The 22,494-nt window shown below is 66.9% G+C and carries 19 protein-coding genes and 1 pseudogene; 10 read left to right on the top strand and 10 right to left on the bottom strand.

Features of this window, described 5'->3' with window-relative positions:
* Positions 1–6: 6 nt before the first annotated feature.
* From ACW17V_RS10895 to ACW17V_RS10885, 3 genes are all read right to left on the bottom strand, one after another.
* A complete protein-coding gene (locus tag ACW17V_RS10895) occupies positions 7–339 on the bottom strand; it encodes an ArsR/SmtB family transcription factor (RefSeq protein WP_492105153.1) in 333 nt (110 codons plus the stop codon).
* Between the two features lie 6 nt (positions 340–345).
* Positions 346–816: an SRPBCC family protein gene (locus ACW17V_RS10890; protein ID WP_492105152.1), complete on the bottom strand. Its 471-nt coding sequence runs from the start codon at positions 814–816 to the stop codon at positions 346–348.
* A gap of 76 nt (positions 817–892) precedes the next feature.
* Positions 893–1,978 (bottom strand): PA0069 family radical SAM protein, encoded by a 1,086-nt coding sequence (locus tag ACW17V_RS10885; protein WP_492105151.1) that lies wholly within the window; start codon positions 1,976–1,978, stop codon positions 893–895.
* 79 nt (positions 1,979–2,057) lie between these two features.
* Between ACW17V_RS10885 and ACW17V_RS10880 the strand changes: the two genes are divergently transcribed.
* Positions 2,058–2,546: a glycosyltransferase gene (locus ACW17V_RS10880; RefSeq protein ID WP_492105150.1), complete on the top strand. Its 489-nt coding sequence runs from the start codon at positions 2,058–2,060 to the stop codon at positions 2,544–2,546.
* Between the two features lies 1 nt (position 2,547).
* Here ACW17V_RS10880 and ACW17V_RS10875 read toward each other — a convergent pair whose 3' ends face one another.
* Complete coding sequence (locus ACW17V_RS10875) at positions 2,548–4,101, bottom strand: lytic transglycosylase domain-containing protein (RefSeq protein ID WP_492105149.1); 1,554 nt, start codon at positions 4,099–4,101, stop codon at positions 2,548–2,550.
* 57 nt (positions 4,102–4,158) lie between these two features.
* The gene (locus ACW17V_RS10870; RefSeq protein ID WP_492105148.1) at positions 4,159–4,977 is read right to left on the bottom strand and encodes a uracil-DNA glycosylase; all 819 of its coding nucleotides are present in this window, start codon (positions 4,975–4,977) and stop codon (positions 4,159–4,161) included.
* 165 nt (positions 4,978–5,142) lie between these two features.
* Between ACW17V_RS10870 and ACW17V_RS10865 the strand changes: the two genes are divergently transcribed.
* From ACW17V_RS10865 to ACW17V_RS10855, 3 genes are all read left to right on the top strand, one after another.
* The gene (locus tag ACW17V_RS10865) at positions 5,143–6,816 is read left to right on the top strand and encodes an electron transfer flavoprotein-ubiquinone oxidoreductase (protein ID WP_492105147.1); all 1,674 of its coding nucleotides are present in this window, start codon (positions 5,143–5,145) and stop codon (positions 6,814–6,816) included.
* 123 nt (positions 6,817–6,939) lie between these two features.
* The gene (locus tag ACW17V_RS10860; RefSeq protein WP_492105146.1) at positions 6,940–8,664 is read left to right on the top strand and encodes a tetratricopeptide repeat protein; all 1,725 of its coding nucleotides are present in this window, start codon (positions 6,940–6,942) and stop codon (positions 8,662–8,664) included.
* A gap of 40 nt (positions 8,665–8,704) precedes the next feature.
* Positions 8,705–9,589, top strand: coding sequence for a 4-(cytidine 5'-diphospho)-2-C-methyl-D-erythritol kinase (locus tag ACW17V_RS10855; protein ID WP_492105145.1), 885 nt, complete (start codon positions 8,705–8,707; stop codon positions 9,587–9,589).
* On the opposite strand, the gene ACW17V_RS10850 is transcribed toward ACW17V_RS10855, so the two are convergent.
* On the bottom strand, positions 9,586–10,716 hold the full coding sequence (locus tag ACW17V_RS10850) for a glycosyltransferase family 4 protein (protein ID WP_492105144.1): 1,131 nt from the start codon (positions 10,714–10,716) through the stop codon (positions 9,586–9,588). The genes ACW17V_RS10855 and ACW17V_RS10850 overlap by 4 nt on opposite strands.
* Before the next feature lie 128 nt (positions 10,717–10,844).
* On the opposite strand from ACW17V_RS10850, the gene ACW17V_RS10845 reads away from it, so the two are divergent.
* Positions 10,845–11,483, top strand: coding sequence for a peptidylprolyl isomerase (locus tag ACW17V_RS10845; RefSeq protein WP_492105143.1), 639 nt, complete (start codon positions 10,845–10,847; stop codon positions 11,481–11,483).
* A 91-nt stretch (positions 11,484–11,574) separates the two neighbouring features.
* Here ACW17V_RS10845 and ACW17V_RS10840 read toward each other — a convergent pair whose 3' ends face one another.
* Together ACW17V_RS10840 and ACW17V_RS10835 are read right to left on the bottom strand one after the other, a co-directional pair.
* Positions 11,575–13,107: an ammonium transporter gene (locus ACW17V_RS10840; RefSeq protein ID WP_492105142.1), complete on the bottom strand. Its 1,533-nt coding sequence runs from the start codon at positions 13,105–13,107 to the stop codon at positions 11,575–11,577.
* A gap of 28 nt (positions 13,108–13,135) precedes the next feature.
* Positions 13,136–13,474, bottom strand: coding sequence for a P-II family nitrogen regulator (locus ACW17V_RS10835; protein ID WP_062146628.1), 339 nt, complete (start codon positions 13,472–13,474; stop codon positions 13,136–13,138).
* Positions 13,475–13,887: 413 nt separating this feature from the next.
* Here ACW17V_RS10835 and ACW17V_RS10830 point away from each other — a divergent pair, with 413 nt between their 5' ends.
* The 5 genes and pseudogenes from ACW17V_RS10830 to ACW17V_RS10810 all read left to right on the top strand — a co-directional run.
* Positions 13,888–14,253: a hypothetical protein gene (locus tag ACW17V_RS10830; protein ID WP_492105141.1), complete on the top strand. Its 366-nt coding sequence runs from the start codon at positions 13,888–13,890 to the stop codon at positions 14,251–14,253.
* A gap of 89 nt (positions 14,254–14,342) precedes the next feature.
* Positions 14,343–15,242: a glycine--tRNA ligase subunit alpha gene (locus ACW17V_RS10825; RefSeq protein WP_062146607.1), complete on the top strand. Its 900-nt coding sequence runs from the start codon at positions 14,343–14,345 to the stop codon at positions 15,240–15,242.
* Positions 15,243–15,247: 5 nt separating this feature from the next.
* Positions 15,248–17,446, top strand: coding sequence for a glycine--tRNA ligase subunit beta (glyS, locus tag ACW17V_RS10820; RefSeq protein ID WP_492105140.1), 2,199 nt, complete (start codon positions 15,248–15,250; stop codon positions 17,444–17,446).
* 336 nt (positions 17,447–17,782) lie between these two features.
* Positions 17,783–20,467 carry a pyruvate, phosphate dikinase gene (gene ppdK / locus ACW17V_RS10815; protein WP_492105139.1) on the top strand — a complete coding sequence of 895 codons (2,685 nt, stop codon included), beginning with the start codon at positions 17,783–17,785 and terminating at the stop codon, positions 20,465–20,467.
* Between the two features lie 164 nt (positions 20,468–20,631).
* Positions 20,632–20,973: pseudogene (locus tag ACW17V_RS10810) on the top strand (hypothetical protein); the annotation flags it as partial.
* Positions 20,974–21,075: 102 nt separating this feature from the next.
* Here ACW17V_RS10810 and wrbA read toward each other — a convergent pair.
* Entirely contained in the window at positions 21,076–21,675 is a 600-nt protein-coding gene (gene wrbA / locus ACW17V_RS10805; protein ID WP_492105138.1) for an NAD(P)H:quinone oxidoreductase, read from the bottom strand.
* Positions 21,676–21,762: 87 nt separating this feature from the next.
* Positions 21,763–22,461, bottom strand: coding sequence for a pirin family protein (locus ACW17V_RS10800; RefSeq protein ID WP_492105137.1), 699 nt, complete (start codon positions 22,459–22,461; stop codon positions 21,763–21,765).
* Between the last annotated feature and the right edge of the window lie 33 nt (positions 22,462–22,494).

Below are 22,494 nucleotides of genomic sequence, written 5' to 3'. Positions count from 1 at the left end.
TTTTCGCTACTCGGAAGACGGGGCTTCGTCCGCCAGCAGCAGCTCGCCAAGCTGGTCCAAGCTTCGGCTCCAGCTTGAGCGGTGACCCGCGCTCCATTGCTCAAGCAGCGAGAATCCGGCCTCATCGATGGCGCAGGTTCGCACGCGTCCCACCTTTTGGGTGCGCACGAGCCGGCAGCGCTCCAGCACCTTCAAATGCTGCGCAACGGCGGTCAGGGTAATGCCCAGGGGCGCCGCCAGCCGGGATACCGACAGCGGGCCATGACGGAGCGCATCCAGCATCGCTCGCCGGGTAGGATCGCCGAGGGCCTGGAACAGGTCGTCGATGTCAGAGCTCATCATCCGCTAGAAGGCCACGGCGCCCGCCAGTTGCTCCAGCAGCACGCGCCAGCCTTCCTTGCGCATCGCCGGCCCGTCGGCGCCCTCGAAGAACGCGCCCTGGTGCGTGCAGATCAGGTCGGTCCCGGTCGCGGTGGGCAGGAGCTCGATCGTGACCAGGGAGGCTGAAAAGATTCGGCCATCCATGGCCATGGAATGGGCCAGCACGATGCAACGGTCGGGCGTGATCTCCAGATAGATCCCGTCGCTGCTCATGGAGACGCCTGGGAATGGGCTGTCAGGTTTGAAGCGGTAGCGCGCCTGCTCCGTCCCGCCGACGCGGAAATCCATCTCGAAGGACTCGACGTCATGACCGCTGCTCTCGGCGAACCAGAGTCGCTTTCGGGCTGTGTCAGCAAAGGCGGCGAATACGCGCTCGGGAGCGGTTGGATAGGCGCGTTCGAGAACGAAGGTGTCGTGGACGACGAGCTCAGGCATGGCTTGGCCTCATTAGTGAAGTGGTGGCTTCATTAATGAGGCGGTGGACTGAATAGTCAAGTCCAGAGTTCAGTATCTAGAAAAGGCTCAGCTGGTCGCCGGCCCTGGCCGGAACCCGAAACGCGCCGACGCCCATCCGCTGCACGGGCGTGTCGAGCCCGAACCGTCGCCGGGCGACATCAAAGCGCTGACTCATCACCTCGGCGACAGGCCCTTCGCCGGTCATGCGTGTTCCCCATTCCGAGGCATAGGCCGCGCCGCCGCGCATCTGGCGCACCAGAGACATCACCCGCTTGGCGCGGTCGGGATGGTCGGTCGCGAGCCACTGCTGGAATAGGTCGTTGATCTCCAGCGGCAGGCGCAAGGCGACATAGCCGGCCGATGTCGCCCCGGCCTCGGCGGCGCGCTGCAGGATCGCCTCCATTTCGTGGTCGTTCAGCGATGGGATCGAGGGGGCGAACATCACGGTCACCGGCACGCCGGCGGCGGCCAGCTGGCGAATGGCGTCGATCCGGCGCTCGGGCGTGGCGGCGCGCGGCTCCATGCTGCGGGCCAGTCTGCGATCCAGCGTGGTGACCGACACCGCCGCCCGCACAAGGCCCGCCTTGCCCATCGATCCCAGGATGTCGAGGTCGCGGGTGATCAGGGCCGACTTGGTGATGATCGTGAAGGGGTGGTTGAACCGCTGCAGGGTTTCGATCACCGCGCGGGTGACCCGCAGGGTCTTTTCCTGCGGCTGATAGGGGTCGGTGTCGCCGCCGATGTGGATGACCTGCGGCTTGTAGCTGGGTTTCGACAGCTCGCGCTCCAGCAGCCTGCCGGCCTCGGGCTTGAAGAACAGCTTGGATTCAAAGTCCAGGCCCGGCGACAGGCCCAGATAGGCGTGGGCCGGACGGGCATAGCAGTAGATGCAGCCGTGCTCGCAGCCCCGATAGGGATTGATCGAGCGGTTGAAGCTGATGTCGGGGCTGTCGTTCTTGGCGATGATGGTCTTGGACTTCATCGGCTGGATGGAGGTGGTCAGCGGCCGCGCCGCCTCGTCCTCCTCGGTCCAGCCATCCTCGAAGGCCTCGGAGCGAAAGCTCTCGAACCGGCTGGTCTCGTTCGACCGCGCGCCGCGGCCTCGAAGGGCGACGCGGTTCATGTGGGCTGGAGCGGGCATGGGCGAAGCGTAGCGCTGAATTGAGAACATAACAAGAACCAGACTTGACCGACGGCCCCGACGCCGTGAAGCAGGGGGCATGATCACCGTCGTCATCCCGACCCACGATAGCGCCCACCTGATCGGGCCGTGTCTCACCAGCCTTGTGACGGCGGCGGTGGACGGTCTGGTCCGCGAGGTGGTGCTGGCCGACGGCGGCTCGACCGACGGCACGCTCGACATCGCCGAGGACTGCGGCGCGCGGATCGCGGCCGTCGGCGACGATGTCGGGGCGCGTCTGGCGGCGGCCTGCGAGCGACCGCGCGGCGACTGGCTGATGCTGCTGGAGCCGGATGCGATCCTGCCAGAAGGCTGGCGCGCGGCGGCCGAAAAGCAGATCAATGCCGGCTGGGAGAGGGCGGTCAGCCTGCCGCGTCCGGGCCTGCCGTGGTTTCGCCGGCCGTTCGCGGCGCCGCAGGGGCTGCTGCTTTCGGTGCGGCGCTACGAAGCCACCGGCGGCTTTCGCGCCGGCGACAGGGATTTCGCCAGACTGATCGGTGCCGTCGGCGCCAAACGCCTGGTTTGGTGACCTACAGGTCCAGCCGGATGTCGATCTCGCGCGCGCCCAGGGCCACGGCGTCCAGGGTGCGGGTCTCCGCGCCCATCAGCCGGCGATAGGTCCAGTACGAGGCCACGACCTTCTCGACATAGTTGCGGGTCTCGACCGCCGGCAGGCTTTCGATCAGCAGCAGGCTGTCACAGTCGGTGCCCAACTGGGCCTGGGTCTTGAGCAGGGTGCCTGGGCCGCCGTTATAGGCCGCCACGGCGCGCAGCATGTCATTGCTCTGCAGGCCGCGATCCATCAGCCAGGTGAAATAGTCCTGGCCGACCCGCAGATTGAAGGCCGGATCGAACAGGGGGGTATTGTCCGCCAGCAGCTTGTCGTCGCCGGCGGCGCGGGCGGCGGCGATCGGCATCAGCTGCATCAGGCCCACCGCGCCAGCGCCTGAGACCGCCGTGGGGTCAAAACGGCTTTCCTGGCGCACCAGAGCGTAGACCATCGCCTTGTGGATCGTGAAGCCGCCCTTGGGCTCCAGCGGTGGCAGGGGGTATTCGTCCGAGCCGAGGCGGGCGACGGGGCGTCCGGCGTTCAGCGGCGCCTGGGCGTTCAGGGCCAGGGTCAGGCTTACCCAGTCGCCGCGCGCCTTGTCGGTCCCGGCCAGCGACAGGCCGGCGCGCAATTCCTGACCGGCCTCGGCCCAGCGGCCGATCTGAGCCAGGGCGGCGGCGCGGCGAGCGCGGTCGTCGGCGCTCAACAGGCGGTTCAGCGAGGTGATGTCCGGGCCGTCATAGCTGAAGCGGCTGATCAGGGCGGCGATCGGATCGTCGGGATCGTTGGGCAGGGCCACCCCGGCTAGGGTCAGCTGGCGGGCGGCGATCATGCCGTAGAAGGTGTTGGGCGAGCGGGCGGCCTCGATCAGCGCCTCGCGGGCGTCAACGCTGCGGCCGGCCGCGCTGGCGGCGCGAGCGGCCCAGAAGGCTCCAGCGGCGCGCAGCCAGTCATCCTGGCTTTCGTCGCGGGCCACCTCGTCGAAATAGTCCTGGGCCTGGGCGTGCTGGCCCAGGCGATAGGAAGCCAGACCCGCGATCCAGCGCTCGCCGCTGATCTGAGCCAGGGTCAGGGCCCTGGCGATGTCGCCGGAATAATAGGCCTCGCGGGCGCCACGCGCCTTGTCGGCGGGCGGCGGGCCCTTGTCGGAGGCGACGAACAGCGTCGGCGGGCGAGGGGCGGGGCCCTTGGCCGGCTTGCGCCTGAGCGCCAGGGTGTAGACCTTGTCGGCCCCCGCCTCGTCGCCATAGGCCTTCAGCCAGCTCGTCAGGTCTTCGTATTCGGCGGTATAGGCGCGTGGATGCATGACCTTGGCGTAGGCCAGGCGACCGGCCAGGCTCTTGTCGCGGGTATTGGCGAAAGCGGCTTCGGCGGCGTCGAAATCGCCGCGCTCGGAGGCCGAGAAGGCCGCGCGATAGTAGCGGACATCGTCCTTGGACAGCGGCTCGAGGCTGGAAGCGCGCGCGCCGACGGCGGCGCACAGACACAGGACAAGGGCCGAAAGCACGGCCAGAGGTCGAGCGATGAGCTGCAATGCGTATCGCGCTTCCCGAAGGCGGCGCGTCCCCGTTCCGACTGGTCGACGAGAGTCCTAGTGGGGTCGCTCCGGGCGATCAAGTCTTTCGGTCAGGATCAGCAGATCCTGCCAGGCCTTCTTCTTGGCCGCCGGCTGCCTGAGCAGGAAGGCCGGGTGCAGTGTCGGCAGGGCGGGCAGCTCCCTGGCGCCATCCGACGACGTCCACTCGAACCATCGCCCGCGCAGCGACAGAATGCCTTCCTCGCGCTTGAGCATGGCCTTGGCCGAGGCGCCGCCGATCAGCAGCAGCATTTTGGGGTTCACCAGGGCGATGGCGCGTTCCAGGAACGGCGCGCAGACCGCTTGTTCCTGCGGGGTGGGCGTACGGTTGCCTGGCGGCCGCCAGAAGACGGTGTTGGTGATGAAGGCGCGATCGGTCAGGCCCGCGGCCTTCAGCATGCGGTCGAGAAGCTGGCCGGCGCGGCCGACGAACGGCTGACCTTGTGCGTCCTCGTCAGGTCCGGGACCTTCGCCGATGATCATCAGCGGCGCATCGCCCGGACCGCGCGACACCACGGCCTGCCTGGCCCCCTGGGTCTTCAGCGGGCATCCGTCGAAGGCGGCGATGGCCGCGGCGAGGGCTTCCAGGTCCTGGCAGGCCGCGGCGGATGCGCGCGCCTGGGCGATGGCCGTCGAGACATCGGGCGATGCGTTGGAGACCAGTGTCGGCCGCGCTGCGGCCATGACGGCGGCCGGCTGGCTCTTGGCCCGCAGCAGGGCCGCGCCCTCGGCCAGACGGTCGATCGGCGCTTCGGCATAGGTCGCGTCGACGCCCGCATCCGCCCAGAAGGCGAGCAGGCTTTCGACGGCGCGCGGATCGACGGCGAGGCTCATCTGGTACCCTTAGCGCGATCTTCGCCGCCTCTCCACGCTGCGCCGCAACAAAAGTCAGCGCTTTATCCTTGACCGCCACTGCGTCACGTTCGGATAAGGTCAGATTCAAACAGTCATAAGACGGGCCCCATCCAAGCAAGCGATGGGCCCGGGGCGGGAGATCCCATGAGCGAAGTCCTCGAACGCGAGTCGATGGAATACGACGTCGTCATCGTTGGCGGCGGTCCCGCAGGCCTTTCGGCCGCCATTCGCCTCAAGCAGTTGGCCGCCAAGGCTGGAACCGAGATTTCGGTCGCCCTGCTGGAAAAGGGCTCGGAGGTCGGTGCGCACATCCTTTCCGGCGCCGTGATCGACCCCAAGGCCCTCAACGAGCTCTTCCCCAACTGGAAGGAAGAGGGCGCGCCGCTCGAAACGCCGGTCACCAAGGATCGCTTCCTGATCCTGGGTCCGCAGGGCGAGCTGTCGCTGCCGATGTTCGCCCTGCCGCCGTTCATGCACAACGAGGGCTGCTACATCGCCTCGCTGGGCAATCTGACGCGCTGGCTGGCGGGCAAGGCTGAGGAGCTGGGCGTCGAGATCTATCCGGGCTTCGCCGCCTCCGACATGGTCTGGAACGACGACGGCTCGCTGAAGGGCGTTGTGGTCGGCGTGGTGGGCATCGCCAAGGACGGCGAGCACAAGCCCGACTATCAGCCCGGCATGGAACTGCACGGCAAGTACGTGTTCATCGCCGAGGGCGTGCGCGGCTCGCTGGCCAAGCAGCTGATCGCCAAGTTCGACCTGCAGGCCGGCAAGTCGCCGCAGAAATACGGCATCGGCATCAAGGAACTGTGGCAGGTGCCGCCCGAGAAGCACCAGCCGGGCCTGGCCGAGCACACCACGGGCTGGCCGCTGGACGACAAGACCGGCGGCGGCAGCTTCATGTACCACTTCGGCGATAACTACGTGTCGATCGGCTATGTGGTGCACCTGAACTACAAGAACCCCTGGCTGTCGCCGTTCGACGAGTTCCAGCGCTTCAAGCACCACCCGACCGTCAAGCCGCACCTGGAAGGTGGTCGACGCATCTCCTACGGCGCGCGGGCCATCACCGAGGGCGGCTACCAGTCGATCCCCAAGCTGACCTTCCCAGGCGGCGCGCTGATCGGCTGTTCGGCCGGTTTCGTCAACGTGCCTCGCATCAAGGGCAGCCACAACGCCATGAAGACCGGCATGCTGGCCGCCGAGCAGGCCTTCAAGGCCCTTGGCGCCGGCCGCGCCAGCGACGAACTGGTCGAATACCAGGCCGCCTTCGAAAAGAGCTGGGTCGCCAAGGAACTCAAGGTCGTCCGCAACGCCAAGCCTCTGCTGGGCAAGCTGGGCACCTTCTTCGGCGGCGCCGCCGGCATGTTCGACATGTGGTGCACCCATCTGACGGGCGGCTTCTCGTTCTTCGGCACGATGAAGCACGACAAGACCGACGCCGCCTCGACCGGTCTGGCCAAGGACTACAAGCCCATCGTCTATCCCAAGCCAGACGGCGTGATCAGCTTCGACAAGCTGTCCTCGGTCTTCCTGTCGGCCACCAATCACGAGGAAGACCAGCCGGCGCACCTGAAGCTGAAGGATCCGTCGATCCCGATCTCGGTGAACCTGCCCAAGTACGGCGAACCGGCGCGGCTTTACTGCCCGGCCGGCGTCTATGAGGTGCTGTATAACGAGCAGGGGCAGGATCCGCGCTTCCAGATCAACGCCCAGAACTGCGTTCACTGCAAAACCTGCGACATCAAGGATCCGTCGCAGAACATCGTCTGGACCACGCCCGAAGGCGGCGGCGGGCCGAACTATCCGAACATGTGACGACAGGGCCTCCTGATCCAATCGATCGGGAGGCCTTTTTGTTGGCTTGCTCTGGGCCCACCAAGCGATTTTGCCGCGCGTCGCGGACTTGCGGCGCGCGTCGAAACCCAACAGGGTGCCAGCATGCGTTTCAAAGTCCTCCTCGCCGCCGCGTCCCTGCTCACCCTGTCAGCCTGCGCCTCGACTCCGGATGTCGCCCTGCGCGGTCCGGTATCGGCCGGTTATTCCCTGTTCGACGTGCGCAGTTCCTATGGCCAGTTTCTGGCCGGGCAGGCGGCGCTGCGCGATGGCCGCACGCGCGAGGCGGCTGACTATTTCGGCGTTGCGGGCGTACTGGCTGACGATCCCGGCGTGATCGGCGAGCGGACATTTACCGCCCTGCTGCTGTCGGGCGAGGTGACCCGCGCCGCCCAGATCGCCCCCCGGGGCGAGGACGCGGGCGAGGCGGTCAAGCGGCTGGCGACGCTCACCCGGATCGTGGAACTGCTGGCCTCGGGCAAGGGCAAGGACGCCCAGACCCTTCTGAAGGCCGAGCCCATCGCCTTCCCGCACCGCCCGGCAGCCGCCCTGCTGGGCCCGTGGGTGGCCGCCGCCGCGGGCGACGCCGAGGGCGCGACGGTCCAGCCCAGCCTGCAGAATGACCGGCTGGTGCAGTATTTCGGTCAGCTGGGTCAGGCGCGCCTGTTCGAACGGGCCCGTCGCTATGACGAGGCCGAGACCGACTACAAGGCGCTGACCTCGTCATCGAACACCGCCGGCATTTTCATGCTCGACTACGGCGCGTTCCTGGAACGTCGCAAGCGTCACGCCGACGCGATCGCGCTCTATGATCAGGCCCTGGCCGCCGATCCCTCGGACGCAGGACTGCTGAAGGCCCGCGCGCGCGCCGTGGCCAAGAGCGCGCCGCCGCCGATGCCGACGATCAGGCAGGGCGCGGCCCAGAACCTGGTGGCCTGCGCCGCCACCTTCGCCGGAGAGCGCCAGAGCCAGTTCGCCCTGGCCTATCTGCGGCTGGCGCTGCGACTGGATCCAGAGCGTGAGGAAGCCTGGCTCCTGGTTGGCGACCTGCTGAACCAGGCCGACGATCATCGCGGCGCCATCGACGCCTACGGCCACATTCCGCCAAGCTCGCCCCAGTACGCAACCGCCCAGGGCAAGCTGGCCTGGACCTATCAGCAGAGCGGCGACAAGCCCCGGGCGCTGGAAATCGCCCGCCAGTCGATGGACGCCGCGCCCGGCGACCGCGACGCCCAGATCGCCCTGGCCGACCTGTTGCGCGCCAACGAGCGCTGGGACGAGTCGGTCAAGGTTCTGGACCCCCTGATCGCCCGCGAGGCCGAACGGCCGGACTGGCGCGTGCTCTATCTGCGCGGCATCGCCCTGGAGCGCGCTGGCCGGTGGGCCGAGGCCGAGCGTGATCTTGGCGCGGCGCTGAAACTCAATCCGGACGAGCCGGAGCTGCTGAATTTCCTCGGCTATTCCTGGATTGACCGCAACGAGCGCCTGCCCGAAGCCCTGGCCATGGTCCAGAAGGCGGTCGACGCCCGTCCGCAGTCGGGCGCCATGCTCGACTCGCTGGGCTGGGCCCATTACCGGCTGGGCAACTACAAGGTCGCCGTCGAGAAGCTTGAGCAGGCCGTCGAGATGGAGCCGGGCGATCCGGACGTCAACGGCCATCTGGGCGACGCCTACTGGCGCGCGGGCCGGCTTATCGAGGCGCGGTTCCAGTGGAGCCGGGTGCTGAGCCTTGAGCCTGACGCCAAGCAGAAGGCCGAGGCCGAGGCCAAGCTGAAAGACGGTCTGGGCGCGGCCGGACCCGCGGCTTCATCGACCATCGCCCACAACTGAGTTATCGGACGGTCTTTCCTGTCCGCCCTGGGGGCTCGCCATGCGCCTTTCCGCCTTCGCCCCGGCCAAGGTCAACCTGTTCCTGCACGTCGGCGGACCCGACGCGGAGGGCTATCATCCGATCTCAAGCCTGATGGTCTTCGCCGACGTCGGCGACGAGGTTTCGGTGCAGGCCAGCGAGGCGCCCGGCTTCGAGACCACCGGGCCGTTCGGGGCCGGCATTCCTGCGGGCGACGACAATCTGGTCATGCGCGCGGCCCGGGCCTTCCATGCGGGCGCCGCCGCGCCCCTGCCGCCGTTCCGGCTGCTGCTCGACAAGCGCCTGCCGATCGCGGCGGGCCTGGGAGGCGGCTCCAGCGACGCTGGGGCGGCCCTGCGCCTGCTGCGCGACGCTTTGGCTCCGGGTCTCTCTGATGAGGCTCTGGAAGCCATGGCGTCCAGTCTGGGCGCCGATGGCGCGGCCTGCCTGTGGGGGCAGCCCGTGATGGCCGAGGGGCGGGGAGAGCGTCTGTCGCCGGCCCCTGGCCTGCCGCCGCTGAACGCCGTCCTGGTCAATCCGCTGGCGCCGTCGTCGACCGGGGCGGTCTATCGCGCCTATGACGCCGCCGTCGCGCCGGAAGGCGAGGCCAGGCCCTGGATGCCGGACGCCTTCGAAAGCGCCGAGGAAGTCGCCGCCTGGCTGGTCGCGGCCACCCGCAACGACCTGGAGGCGCCTGCTGTCGCGCTGGAGCCCCTGATCAGCGAGGTGCTGGACATCCTCCGCGACGAACCCGAGGCGCTGATGGCCCGGATGTCGGGCTCGGGCGCCACCTGCTTTGCGTTGTGCGCCAGCGACATCGAAGCCGAGGGCCTGGTCGAGCGGCTGGAGAGCATGCGACCCGACTGGTGGGTGCGGCGCTGCCGGCTGGACCGGGGGCTGGACTAGGCTTCGGCCGGCGGGGAGGAAGCTTCGCCGGAATTGCGCGACAGGCCTTCCAGAAGCGTCGCCCACTGCTCGGCGCGGCGATCCCAGTCGCAGGTGCTGCGGAACCACGCCATCTGCTGATCGATGAAATCCCGATAGGGCAAGGGATCGGCCCGCACGCGCTCGACTTCGCGAACCAGGGCGCGGGCATAGGCGCCGGACCAGCCGGCCCGGGTGTTGCCGCTGGCCAGCAGGCGCCCAAAGCGACCCGAGGTTTCGCGCAAGGCGCCGATCTCGGCGCCCACCAGCAGGCAGCCCGCCGCGCCGGCCTCCATCATGACGATGCAGGAGGTCTCGATAAAGGTGGTCGGATAGGCCCAGATGTCGGCCGCCAGCATTTCCTCGGTCAGTTTCGACTGGGACAGCCCGCCCACATAGTCGACGCCGGGCAGATTGCGGGCGACCTCGTAATAGACCGCGAAGTCGTCCTTTTCCGGCGGAACCTGGTACATCGCCTGATCGGAAAAGATCTTCAGGCGAGCATTGGGCAGCGCCTTGCGGATCGTCGGGAACGACATCAGCAGGAAGTCCAGCCCGCGCCCCGGGGCGCTGGCATAGATCAGCACGGGGTCCTCGTTGCGTTCGAGGAAGGTCGGCCGGGTTCTGAACGACCGCGCCATGGTCGGGTTGATGGCGTTGCCGATGACCGTGCCGGTCATGCCCCACTTGTTGGCGTAGCTGTCGCGCTGGTAGGCGCTGACGAACACCGTCGTCGTCCAGGCGGCGCGTTCGGTCTGTTCGGCGAAGGGGGCCGCGCCCTTGCTGTCCACGGCGTTGTGCTGCCAGTTGATCAGCGGGACCACCACGCCAGCCTGGCGTAGACGCGCGGCGACCGGTCGGGTCAGCACGACGACCGCATCCTGATCGTTCAGCCGCGCGGCGGCGGTTTCAAAGTCAAAGTCGGTGCAACGCACGCCCATGACCACTTCCTCGGTCGCGCCGGGCGACATGAGGCTGACGGCGTGCCCCTGGGCCGCGAGGGCGCTCGAGACGAAGCAGGCCGCCGACTGGGTGCCGCCGAGCGGCCGGGAGAATGGCGTTTCCGGCGTGTAGCGCAGGCCGGATGTATCAACGAATGCGATCTTCACGGCAGTCCCAATAGTCGTTCATCACACGGGTATCAGGTGCATGCGATATGGCTTTCCCGTTGGCAATCCACTTGCCAGCAAAAAGGAATGCTGCTCGGCTTCCTTGTCCCTGACCTACTGGAGCGCCCATGCATCGCCGCGATCTGCTCGCTGTCGCCCTGACCCTGGTCGCCGCGCCAGCCCTGGCCCAGACAGCCCCGACCCCGCTTCCAGCGCCTGCCGCGCTCAGGACCGTGCGGGTCAATGTCGAGACCGGGCAGGGGGTGATCGTCATCGAACTCTATGTCGACCAGGCGCCGATCACCACGGCCAACTTCCTGCGCTATGTCGACCAGAAGCGCTATGACGGCGCCACGTTCTTTCGCGCCTCGCGGTCGCCCGGACCGGTGGACTACGGCCTGATCCAGGGCGGGTTGCAGGGCGATCCGGCTAGGGTTCTGAAGCCCATCGCCCACGAGCCCACGACCCAGACAGGGATCAAGCACACCGACGGCGTGGTCTCGATCGCCCGCAACGCGCCGGGCACGGCGACCTCGGATTTCTTCATCTGCGTCGGTGACGCGCCCTATCTGGACGCGGACCCTGCAGCGCCGGGCGACAACGCCGGCTTCGCGGCCTTCGGCAAGGTGGTCGAGGGCATGGACGTGGTGCACCGGATTATCAACCTGCCGACGCCGGGCGTGGCGGTGAATCCGGTCATGAAGGGCCAGATCCTGGAGCCGCCGGTGCCGATCCTGAAAGCCCGCCGGGTCCCTGTGGCGCCCTAAACCGTCAGTCGCCCCGACAAAAAGAACCGCACAAAAAGAAAGGGCGCGGAGCCAAGCTCCGCGCCCTTCGCCTTTTCAGCTGAGCCGAGGCTTAGCTGTGGTAGGCGCGCTCGCCGTGTTCGGCGATGTCCAGACCTTCTTCCTCGGCGTCCGGCGAAGCGCGGAGACCGATGACCAGCTTGATCAGCAGGAAGACGATGATCGAAGCGACGGCCGACCAGACGATGGTCACGCCAACGGCCTTCAGTTGGGCCATGACCTGAACGCCCATGTCATAGACGGCGTTGTCGCAGGTCGAGATGTCCCCATCCGCGGCGCAGGTGGTGTAGTCGACGACGCCCGCGCCGCCCCAGGCCGGATTGACCAGGAAGCCGGTGCCGATGGCGCCGACGATGCCGCCGATGCCGTGGATGCCGAAGGCGTCCAGGCTGTCATCGTACTTCAGCGCGTTCTTCACGACCGAGCAGAAGATAATGCAGATCGGCGAGACGATCAGGCCGAGGATCACAGCGCCCATCGGGCCAGCGAAACCGGCGGCGGGGGTGACGGCGACCAGGCCGGCCACGACGCCCGACGCCAGGCCCAGGGCCGAAGGCTTCTTGCGGGTGACCCATTCCACCAGGATCCACGACAGACCGGCCGCGGCGGTGCAGACGAAGGTATTGATCATCGCCAGCGAGGCGTAGCCGTTGGCTTCCATGTTGGAGCCGGCGTTGAAGCCAAACCAACCCACCCACAGCAGACCGGCGCCCACGAGGGTCAGGGTCAGCGAGTGCGGCGGCATCGGCTCTTTGCCAAAGCCCTGGCGCTTGCCCAGGATGATGGCGCCGACCAGAGCGGCGATACCGGCATTGATGTGGACCACGGTGCCGCCGGCGAAGTCGAGGGCGCCGAAGCTCCAGAGAAGACCCGACTGGATCGGGGCGGTCGGGTTGGCGGCCACCGAGTCGGGACCCGCCCACCACCAGACCATGTGAGCCATCGGGTAATAGGAGAGCAGGGGCCACAGGACGGCGAAGGCCACAATGGCGGCGAACTTCATGCGTTCGACCAGCGAACCGACCACGAGGGCGGCGGTGATCGCGGCGAAGGTCGCCTGGAACGAGATGAAGGTGAACTCGGGAACAACGACCCCGGTCGAGAAGGTGCCAACGTTACTCGCCGGCGTCACGTCCTTCAGGAACAGACGGCCCAGGCCGCCGACATATTTGTCCCAGCTGCCGCCGTCGGTGAAGGCGAAGCTGTAGCCCCACAGCACCCAGGCGACGAAGCCGATGATGGCGACGGTCGAAACCTGCATCATCACCGACAGCATGTTCTTGGAGCGAACGAGGCCGCCGTAAAACAGGGCCAGGCCGGGGATGATCATCAACAGGACCAGAATGGCCGAGGTCATCATCCAGGCGTTGTCGCCCTTGTCCGGAACCGGCGCCGCAGCGGCGGGAGCGGCTTCGGCGGGCGCGGCTTCAGGAGCCGGAGCCGCTTCTGGCGCCGGCGCGGCCTCTGCGGGCGCGGCGGCGACGGCGGGCGCCGCTTCCTGGGCGAAGGCCACGGCCCCAAGCGGGGCTCCGGCCAGTGTCGCGGCGAGCATCAGCCCGGCCAGCGGTTTGAAGGTCAATTTCATCGTCGGTTATCCCCTGTTCCCGATGGCACTAAAGAGCGGCCGGGCCGGTTTCACCGGTCCGGATGCGTACGGCGTCTTCCACGTTCAGAACGAAGATCTTGCCGTCGCCGATCTTGCCCGTGGCCGCCGCGGCCTTCACGGCCTCGACCGCCTTGGCCGCGGACGCATCGTCCACGACCGCTTCCAGTTTCACCTTGGGAACGAAGTTCACTTGGTACTCCGCACCCCGGTAGATTTCGGTCTGGCCCTTCTGGCGGCCGTAACCCTTGACTTCCGACACCGTCAGACCCTCGACGCCAGCGGCGACGAGCGCCTCACGGACCTCGTCGAGCTTGAAGGGTTTGACGACCGCTATGATCAGTTTCATCCGCCTTGCTCCGGCCCGCCGATATCGCGGGCTCCCCTTGCTTGGTTGCCGAGCGCTTCGCGCCCGGGTGATCACCGCCGACGCCGCCACTACGCGCTGCATCGTTTTCCCCGGCGATGGTTACGCTATCGGGGGAGCTCGGCGAGGTGCGGTCGCGCGACAAGGATTTGGAAAGGAAATGGGCGGAGCGCCCAAAATCCAAGCATGAGGCGTGGCTGGTGCGGCAAAAAGCGGCAATATCGCGCGGTGGAGCGCTCTGAACGCGGCCGACAATCTTGTTGTCGCGCAGGGACGCAAGGCCGGCGCGCTGCTGTTCGGCCCGAAAGCAGACGCCAGGGTCACGAGCCCGTGATGGTCGGCAACCGGCGTTCGTCCCAGGCGTAGTTCAGGCCTGGAACACGAGGAGCTCCATCATGTCCATGTCGCGCCTGTTCGCCGTCGCCGCCGCCACCGCCCTGATGTCCGGCGCAGCCCTGGCCCAAACCACCACCACGACCACCACCGCGCCCGTCAATCCGGCAGCGCCGCCGGCGATGATGTCCGATCCCAGCATGATGAGCCCCAACCCGGCCACCACGCCCTCGGCCTCCACCCTGGGGCCCGACACCGCCGGCGTCATACCGATGTCGTCGCAGTCGCCCGAGGTTCAGGCCACGCTGAAGGCCGGTGATCCGAATGTAGTGTCCAACCCGCCCGTCGCCGACACGCCCGAAAATCGCGCCAAGTACGGCAAGCCGATGAGCAACGCCGGCAAGCGCACCGCCGCCAAGGGCAACTAGCCCCTTCGCGACCAAGCCAACATCGCTTGAAGCACCAGTCGGCGGGCCCTATGGTCCGCCGACTTTTTTCTGGCCCTGTTCGGACACTGATGTCGCGCCCCAAGCCCACCTCGTTTCAAGCCCTGATCCTGACGCTCCATAACTATTGGAGCGAACATGGCTGCGCGATCCTGCAGCCGCACGACATCGAGGTGGGGGCGGGGACCCTGCACCCGGCCACGGTGCTGCGGGCTCTCGGTCCCAAGCCGTGGAACGCCGCCTATGTGCAGCCCTCGCGCCGTCCGGGCGACGGCCGCTATGGCGAGAACCCCAACCGGCTGCAGCACTATTACCAGTACCAGGTGATCCTGAAGCCCAACCCGCCCAACATGCAGGACCTGTATCTGGGGTCGCTGGAGGCCATCGGCCTGGACCTGCGCCTGCACGACATCCGCTTTGTCGAGGACGACTGGGAAAACCCCACCGTCGGCGCCTGGGGCCTGGGCTGGGAAGTCTGGTGCGACGGCATGGAAGTCAGCCAGTACACCTACTTCCAGCAGGTGGGCGGCCTGGACGTCTCGCCGGTGGCCGGCGAGCTGACCTACGGCCTGGAACGCCTGGCGATGTACGTGTTCGGCGTCGACAACGTTTACGACCTGCCGTTCAACGACCCGGACTCGCCGCTGGGCGCGATGACCTATGGCGACGTGTTCCTGGAAAACGAGCGCCAGCACTCGGAAGCCAACTTCCACGGCTATGACGTGGCCGTGCTGAAGGGCCAGTTCGAAGACATGGAGCGCCAGGTCCCGCTGATGCTGGCCCGCGAATACCAGGGCAAGGCGCTTGTCCTGCCCGCCTACGACATGGTCCTCAAGGCCAGCCACCTTTTCAACCTGATGAACGCCCGCGGCGCGATCGCCGTCGCCGAGCGCGCCAGCTACATCGGACGCATCCGCGACCTTTGTAAGATGTGCGCCTCCGAGTGGGTGAAGCAGCAGGAAGCCGCGTAAGTCAGATGCCCCAACTTCTCCTCGAACTGTTCTCCGAAGAAATCCCCGCGCGCATGCAGGCCAATGCGGCCCGCGACCTGGAACGCATGGCGCGCGAGCATCTGGCCGCCGCCGGCTTCCTGCCCGAGGCGCTGAAGACCTTCGCCGGTCCGCGCCGCCTGACCCTGGTGGTCGAGGGCCTGCCCATCGCCCAGGCTGACCGCAAGGAAGAGCTGAAGGGCCCCCGCGTCGGCGCGCCGCCGCAGGCCATGGAAGGCTTCCTGCGCAAGGCGGGCCTGACCCAGGATCAGCTGGTCGAGCGCGACGGCGTCTATATGGCCTTCATCGAGAAGACCGGCCGCCCGACCACCGAGATCATCGCCGAGATGGTCGAGGCCATCGTGCGCGGCTTCGCCTGGCCCAAGTCGATGACCTGGGGAACCTGCAAGCTGCGCTGGGTGCGCCCGCTGAAGCGCATCCTGTGCGTGTTCGACCGCGAGGTCGTGCCGTTCAGCATCGAGGGCATCGAGAGCGGCGACATCTCCGAGGGCCACCGGTTCATGGGTGACGCCCAGCCGTTCCGGGTTCGCGACTTCGACGAATACGCCAAGGGCCTGAACGACCACTTCGTCGTGCTGGACGTCGAGGAGCGCAAGGCGCGCATTCTGGAGGGCTGCAAGACCCTGTGCTTCGCGCGCAATCTGGAACTGGTCGAAGACCTGGGCCTGCTGGAAGAAGTCGCGGGCCTGGCCGAATGGCCGACCCCGGTGCTGGGCGACATGGATCCGTCGTTCCTGGACCTGCCCGCCGAGGCGATCCGCACTTCGATGCGGACGCACCAGAAGTACTTCGCCGTCCGCGATCCGGCTCGCGAGGGTCTGGCCCCGCACTTCATCACCATCGCCAATATCGCCGCCGCCGACGGCGGCAAGGTGATCGCCGCCGGCAACGCCAAGGTGCTGTCGGCCCGCCTGTCCGACGCCCGCTTCTTCTGGGATGAAGACCGCAAGGCCGGCAACTTTGATGAGTGGCTGGAGAAGCTGAACGGCGTCACCTTCCACGCCAAGCTCGGCACGATGGCCGAGCGGGTGAAGCGCATCGAGGCCCTGGCCCGCGAGATCGCGCCGCTGGTCGGCGCCGACGTGGAAAAGGCCGGAACGGCCGCGCGCCTTGCCAAGGCTGATCTGAGCTCGCTGATGGTCGGCGAGTTCCCCGAACTCCAGGGCCTGATGGGCGGCTACTACGCCCGCGAAGCCAATATGGACCCCGAGATCGCCGACGCCATCCGCGATCACTATCGCCCGCAAGGGCCGGGAGACACGGTTCCGACCGCACCGATCTCGGTGGCCGTGGCGCTGGCCGATAAGCTGGATACGCTCGTTGGATTTTTCGTGATCGACGAAAAACCGACGGGCTCCAAAGATCCCTTCGCTCTTCGTCGCGCTGCTTTGGGGATTATTCGTACCGCGTTGGAAAATAAATCGCGCGTTTCTCTCGGAGCAATTCTTCCGACAATAGCCTTGCGCGCCGCACTAAGTATGTCGCGCGTACAGCTAATGCAGGGTGACAGCGCGACGCTCGGAGATGTCCGAGACAATCCTGATTACTTGAAAAAATTGAATAAACTTTCGGCAATCAGCAAGGAGGCCTTTGAGGCCTCTAAGATGCCTGTCGAGGCTGATCCGGCATGGAAATACGAAGATGAATACGGGTTGCTCGCCTTCTTCGCCGACCGCCTGAAAGTCACCCTCAAAGACCAGGGCAAGCGCCACGACCTCGTCGACGCGGTGTTCGCTCTGGGCGACGACGACCTCGTGCGCATCGTCACCCGGGTCGAGGCGCTGGACGCCTTCCTGAAGACCGACGACGGCAAGAACCTGCTGGCCGGCTACAAGCGCGCCTCCAACATCCTCAAGGCCGAGGAGAAGAAGGGCTGGAAGGCCCAAGGCGAACGCGGCCTGCTGGACGACGCCTCGGCGCCGGAAGCGGCCCTCTACGACGCCCTGCGCATGGTCGAGCCGGCTCTGGCCGCCGCTCTGGCCAAGGAAGACTTCACCGGCGCGATGCAGGAACTGGCCGGCCTGCGCGGCCCGGTCGACGCCTTCCTCGACGGGGTGTTCGTCAATTCCGAAGTGCCGGCGGAACGGGATAATCGGTTGAAGACCCTTGCGGCGGTGCGTGACGCCATGGGCCAGGTGGCCGACTTCTCGCTGGTTGCTGGTTAGGGTTTCCACCCTTTATATCCACCGTGATCCCGCGCGCACGTCGCGGGATCACGGTGTTGATTTGGGATAGTTCGGACGCGGAGAGAATCCGTACGGTCACGAAACCCGCGTGTTTCGTGAAATCCCAATCAAGACAACGTTGTCATTAGAAATATTTGCCGTTTTTCCGGTCTTTGTCGTGGAACGCAAAGCGCTGGTGGACGCGTTCTTGACCTAAGTGCTAGTGAACGCCCCGGATATTGCAGTGCGGGATCACCGTTCGACGCTTTGTCCCAAGGCAAGACGACCACACAGAAGGTCGCGGCCTGTTTCACTTATCGCAGGGTGAATTTCATTATGCCGGTTGAGACGCTGACCAAGTCCCGTTGGGTCTATTCGTTCGGAGGGGGCGGCGCCGATGGCGACGCCTCGATGAAGAATCTGCTGGGGGGCAAGGGCGCCAACCTGGCGGAGATGTCGTCGCTGGGCCTCCCCGTGCCGCCAGGTTTCACGGTGACCACCGAGGCCTGCGTCCACTATTACGCCAACGGCAAGCAGTACCCGGCCGAGCTGGCCCAGCAGGTCAATGACGGCCTGGCCACGGTCGAGACCATCACCGGCAAGAAATTCGGCGACGTGGCCAATCCGCTCCTGGTCTCGGTGCGCTCAGGCGCCCGGGCCTCGATGCCGGGGATGATGGACACCGTCCTGAACCTGGGCCTCAACGACGAGACCGTCGAGGGCCTGGCCAGGCTGTCGGGCGACCGTCGCTTTGCCTATGACAGCTATCGCCGCTTCATCCAGATGTACTCGAACGTCGTGCTCGATCTGGAGCACCACATGTTCGAGGAGATCCTCGACGACCACAAGGATCGCCTGGACGTTCATGTCGACACCGGCCTCACGGCCGACGACTGGGCCGGGGTGATCAGGGACTACAAGGCCGCCGTGCTGGAACAGCTGGGCAAGCCCTTCCCGCAGGACGCCCAGGAGCAGCTGTGGGGCGCCATCGGCGCGGTGTTCGCCAGCTGGATGAACGACCGGGCCAAGTTTTATCGCCGCATGCACGACATCCCCGAGGCCTGGGGAACCGCCGTCAACATCCAGTCGATGGTGTTCGGCAACATGGGCGAGACCTCGGCGACGGGCGTGGCCTTCACGCGCAATCCGTCCAATGGTGACAACCGCCTCTATGGTGAGTTCCTGATCAACGCCCAGGGCGAGGACGTGGTGGCCGGCATCCGCACGCCCCAATCCCTGACCAAGATCGCCCGCGAAGAGATGGGCGACAGCGTTCCGTCGATGGAAGAGGCGATGCCGGTGGTGTTCGCCCAGTTCAAGTCGGTCGTGGAGACCCTTGAGCGCCACTATCGCGACATGCAGGACATCGAGTTCACGGTGGAGCAGGGCACGCTCTACATGCTGCAGACCCGCAACGGCAAACGCACCGCCAAGGCGGCGCTGAAGATCGCCGTCGACATGGCGGCCGAGGGCGTGATCTCCAAGACCGAGGCCATCGGCCGGGTCGAGCCGGCCTCGCTGGACCAGTTGCTGCACCCGACCATCGATCCGTCGGCCCATCGCGACGTGATCGCCACCGGCCTGCCGGCCTCGCCTGGCGCGGCGACCGGCAAGATCGTCTTCGACAGCGACGCCGCCGAAAAGGCCGCCGCCGCCGGCGAGGCCGTGATCCTGGTGCGCGAAGAGACCTCGCCTGAGGACATCCACGGCATGCACGCGGCGCGGGGCATCATCACCGCGCGCGGCGGCATGACCAGCCACGCCGCTGTCGTGGCGCGGGGCATGGGCCGGGCCTGCGTCTCGGGCGCCGGCGAAGTCGGCATCTTCCCCAAGGAAGGCCTGTTCCGGGTTCGCGGTCGCGAGTTCAAGGCCGGCGAGATCATCACCATCGACGGCTCGACGGGGGAAATCCTCAGCGGTTCGCCCAAGATGATCGAGCCCGAGCTGACCGGCGACTTCGCCACCCTGATGGGCTGGGCCGACGAGGTCCGCCGCCTGAAGGTGCGGGCCAACGCCGAGACGCCGCTGGACGCCAAGACCGCGCGCGGTTTCGGCGCCGAGGGCATCGGCCTGTGCCGCACCGAGCACATGTTCTTCGACGACACCCGGATCGCCGCCGTGCGCGAAATGATCCTGGCTGACGACGAAAAGGGCCGTCGCGCCGCCCTTGCCAAGATCGCGCCCTTCCAGAAGGCCGACTTCGTCGAGCTGTTCACGATCATGGAAGGCCTGCCGGTCACGATCCGCCTGCTGGATCCGCCCCTGCACGAGTTCCTGCCGCACACCGAGGAAGACGTCGCCGCCGTGGCCCAGGCCACCGGTCTGGACGCCGACAAGCTGATGCGCCGGGCCAAGGAGCTGCACGAGACCAACCCCATGCTGGGCCATCGCGGCTGCCGCCTGGGTGTCTCGTATCCCGAGATCTACGAGATGCAGGTCCGGGCGATCATCGAGGCCGCCTGCGACATCGCCAAGTCGGGCAAGGCCGCGCCGATCCCCGAGATCATGCACCCGCTGGTCGCCAAGGGCGAAGAGATGAAGTACCTGCGCGACCTGACCGACCGCACCGCCAAGGCGGTGCTGGAAGAGCAGGGCATCGCGATCGAGTACACGGTCGGCACCATGATCGAGCTGCCGCGCGCCGCCCTGCGGGCCGGCGACCTGGCCGCCAATGCCGAGTTCTTCAGCTTCGGCACCAACGACCTGACCCAGACCACGTTCGGCATCAGCCGCGACGACGCCGGCAAGTTCCTGGGCGCCTATATCGACAAGGGCATCTTCGACAAGGACCCCTTCGTCAGCCTCGACCAGGAAGGCGTCGGCGACCTGATCCGCATCGCCGCCGAACGCGGCCGCGCGGCCCGTCCGGGGATCAAGATGGGCATCTGCGGCGAGCATGGCGGCGATCCCGCCTCGATCGCCTTCTGCGAAAGCGTGGGCCTGGACTATGTGTCCTGCTCGCCCTATCGCGTGCCGATCGCCCGTCTGGCGGCGGCTCAGGCGGCCTTGGCCAACAAATAGGCCAAGGCTGGGATGCGAAAATCAGGGGCGGTCGCCGATCCGGCGGCCGCCCCTTTTTCATTCAAGAACATTGTTATCGATTTGCCGCGCGGCATGGTTAAGCTCCCGCGTCCCCGCGAAGACGGGGGTTAAACACTTGGGAGAAACACATGCGGACCTTGATGATGGCGGCCGTTCTGGCCCTGGGGATCAGCGGCGCGGCCCTGGCCGATCCGATGGCCAGCGCCTATGGCAACACCGTTGCGATCACCTATCCCAATGGCGCGGTGGCGAAGATGCACATCGACGCCGACGGCACCTACATGACCAAGGCGCCCGACGGCGCGACCGCCAAGGGGTCGTGGAAGATCGACGGCGGCAATACCTGCTTCACCCAGACCGATCCGGCCCCGCCGGCCGGCATGGGCGCCAACTGCAGCCCGACGGCCGAGAAGAAGGTCGGTGACAGCTGGACCGCGCCCGGCCCCAACGGCTCGACCCTGACGGTCAGCATCGTCGCCGGTCGCTGACTCCGGAAGACACTCAAATGCAAACCGCCCCGAAGCTATGAGGCTTCGGGGCGGCTCTTCACCGTCCAGACCGGGGGAGGAACGCGGACGGCGGAACGCTTAGCCGTGCAGCTTGATCGCGGTCTCGGCGATCTTGCGGCCCTGATAGCGGGCGCCGACCAGTTCGTTCTCGCTGGGCTGACGCGAGCCGTCGCCGCCGGCGATGGTGGTGGCGCCATAGGGGCTGCCGCCGGTGACTTCATCGATCTTCATCTGGCCGGCATGACCATAGTCGAGGCCGACGATCACCATGCCAAAGTGCAGCAGGTTGGTGATGATCGAGAACAGCGTGGTTTCCTGACCGCCGTGCTGGGTCGCCGTCGAGGTGAAGGCGCCGCCGACCTTGCCGTTCAGCGCGCCGCGCGCCCACAGGCCGCCGGCCTGGTCGAGGAAGCTGGCCATCTGCGAGGTCATGCGGCCAAAGCGCGTGCCCGTGCCGATGATGATGGCGTCATAGTCGGCCAGTTCGGCGATGGTGGCGACCGGCGCGTCTTGATCAAGCTTGAAGTGGGCGTTCTTGGCCACGTCCAGCGGGGCGGTTTCCGGGACGCGCTTGATGTCCACCGTCGCGCCGGCTTCGCGAGCGCCTTCGGCCACGGCCTTGGCCATGGTTTCGATGTGGCCGTAGGACGAATAGTAGAGGACGAGAACCTTGGCCATGATGGCCTCCTTGGATGGGGGTGAGGGAATGGGGCGGGGGAAACCTGGGGTCTCGCCCCGCCCGGATCTTGAAAGAAACGGCCGCGCTTAGGCGGCGTCGACCAGCACCAGTTCGGCGTCTTCGAGGGCGGTGACCGTGATCACGTCCTCGCCGGTGATGGCCGCGCCGTCGCGGGCGTCGAGTTGAACGCCATTGACCGTGACCGAGCCGACCGCCGGCACCAGATAGGCGTGCCGGGTCTTGCCCAGGTCGTAGGTCGTGCTTTCGCCGGCCTTCAGGGTGGCGCCCAGGACGCGGGCGTCGGTGCGGATCGGCAGGACGTCGCCGTCATTGTCGAAGCCGCTGGCCAGGGGCACGAACTTGCCCGAGCGGTCGCCCTTGGGGAAAGGCTTGGCGCCCCAGGAGGGCGCGCCGCCGGTGCGGTTGGGCTCGATCCAGATCTGGAAGATCCGGGTGGCTTCGGGCTCCAGATTGTATTCCGAGTGCCGGATGCCGGTGCCGGCGCTCATCACCTGAACATCGCCCGCCTCGGTGCGGCCCGTATTGCCCAGGTTGTCCTGGTGGGTGATCGCGCCACTGCGGACATAGGTGATGATCTCCATGTCCGAGTGGGGGTGCGGCGGGAAGCCGGTATTGGGGGCGATCTCGTCGTCGTTCCACACCCGCAGGGCGCCCCAGTTCATGTTCTTGGGGTCGTAGTAGCTGGCGAAGGAAAAGTGATGCTTGGCCTTCAGCCAACCGTGGTCGGCGCCGCCAAGTGTGTCGAACTTCCTGCGATCGATCATGGCCTTAACTCCTGGAGCCCGGTCGCCGGGCTC

It is taken from the genome of Caulobacter sp. FV2ye17ST, assembly GCF_058680955.1.
The sequence above is the reverse complement of the archived record's forward strand: the minus strand, read 5'-3'. Positions and strand labels throughout refer to the sequence as shown.

Excerpts from the sequence above, each read along its gene's own strand:
- ACW17V_RS10845 (WP_492105143.1), top strand. The coding sequence starts at position 10,845 with ATGCATCGCCGCGATCTGCTCGCTGTCGCCCTGACCCTGGTCGCCGCG.
- ACW17V_RS10895 (WP_492105153.1), bottom strand. The coding sequence starts at position 339 with ATGAGCTCTGACATCGACGACCTGTTCCAGGCCCTCGGCGATCCTACC.
- ACW17V_RS10840 (WP_492105142.1), bottom strand. The coding sequence starts at position 13,107 with ATGAAATTGACCTTCAAACCGCTGGCCGGGCTGATGCTCGCCGCGACA.
- ACW17V_RS10885 (WP_492105151.1), bottom strand. The coding sequence starts at position 1,978 with ATGCCCGCTCCAGCCCACATGAACCGCGTCGCCCTTCGAGGCCGCGGC.
- ACW17V_RS10825 (WP_062146607.1), top strand. The coding sequence starts at position 14,343 with ATGTCGCGCCCCAAGCCCACCTCGTTTCAAGCCCTGATCCTGACGCTC.
- ACW17V_RS10870 (WP_492105148.1), bottom strand. The coding sequence starts at position 4,977 with ATGAGCCTCGCCGTCGATCCGCGCGCCGTCGAAAGCCTGCTCGCCTTC.
- glyS (WP_492105140.1), top strand. The coding sequence starts at position 15,248 with ATGCCCCAACTTCTCCTCGAACTGTTCTCCGAAGAAATCCCCGCGCGC.
- ppdK (WP_492105139.1), top strand. The coding sequence starts at position 17,783 with ATGCCGGTTGAGACGCTGACCAAGTCCCGTTGGGTCTATTCGTTCGGA.
- ACW17V_RS10860 (WP_492105146.1), top strand. The coding sequence starts at position 6,940 with ATGCGTTTCAAAGTCCTCCTCGCCGCCGCGTCCCTGCTCACCCTGTCA.
- ACW17V_RS10865 (WP_492105147.1), top strand. The coding sequence starts at position 5,143 with ATGAGCGAAGTCCTCGAACGCGAGTCGATGGAATACGACGTCGTCATC.
- ACW17V_RS10800 (WP_492105137.1), bottom strand. The coding sequence starts at position 22,461 with ATGATCGATCGCAGGAAGTTCGACACACTTGGCGGCGCCGACCACGGT.
- ACW17V_RS10830 (WP_492105141.1), top strand. The coding sequence starts at position 13,888 with ATGTCCATGTCGCGCCTGTTCGCCGTCGCCGCCGCCACCGCCCTGATG.
- ACW17V_RS10835 (WP_062146628.1), bottom strand. The coding sequence starts at position 13,474 with ATGAAACTGATCATAGCGGTCGTCAAACCCTTCAAGCTCGACGAGGTC.
- wrbA (WP_492105138.1), bottom strand. The coding sequence starts at position 21,675 with ATGGCCAAGGTTCTCGTCCTCTACTATTCGTCCTACGGCCACATCGAA.
- ACW17V_RS10880 (WP_492105150.1), top strand. The coding sequence starts at position 2,058 with ATGATCACCGTCGTCATCCCGACCCACGATAGCGCCCACCTGATCGGG.
- ACW17V_RS10855 (WP_492105145.1), top strand. The coding sequence starts at position 8,705 with ATGCGCCTTTCCGCCTTCGCCCCGGCCAAGGTCAACCTGTTCCTGCAC.
- ACW17V_RS10890 (WP_492105152.1), bottom strand. The coding sequence starts at position 816 with ATGCCTGAGCTCGTCGTCCACGACACCTTCGTTCTCGAACGCGCCTAT.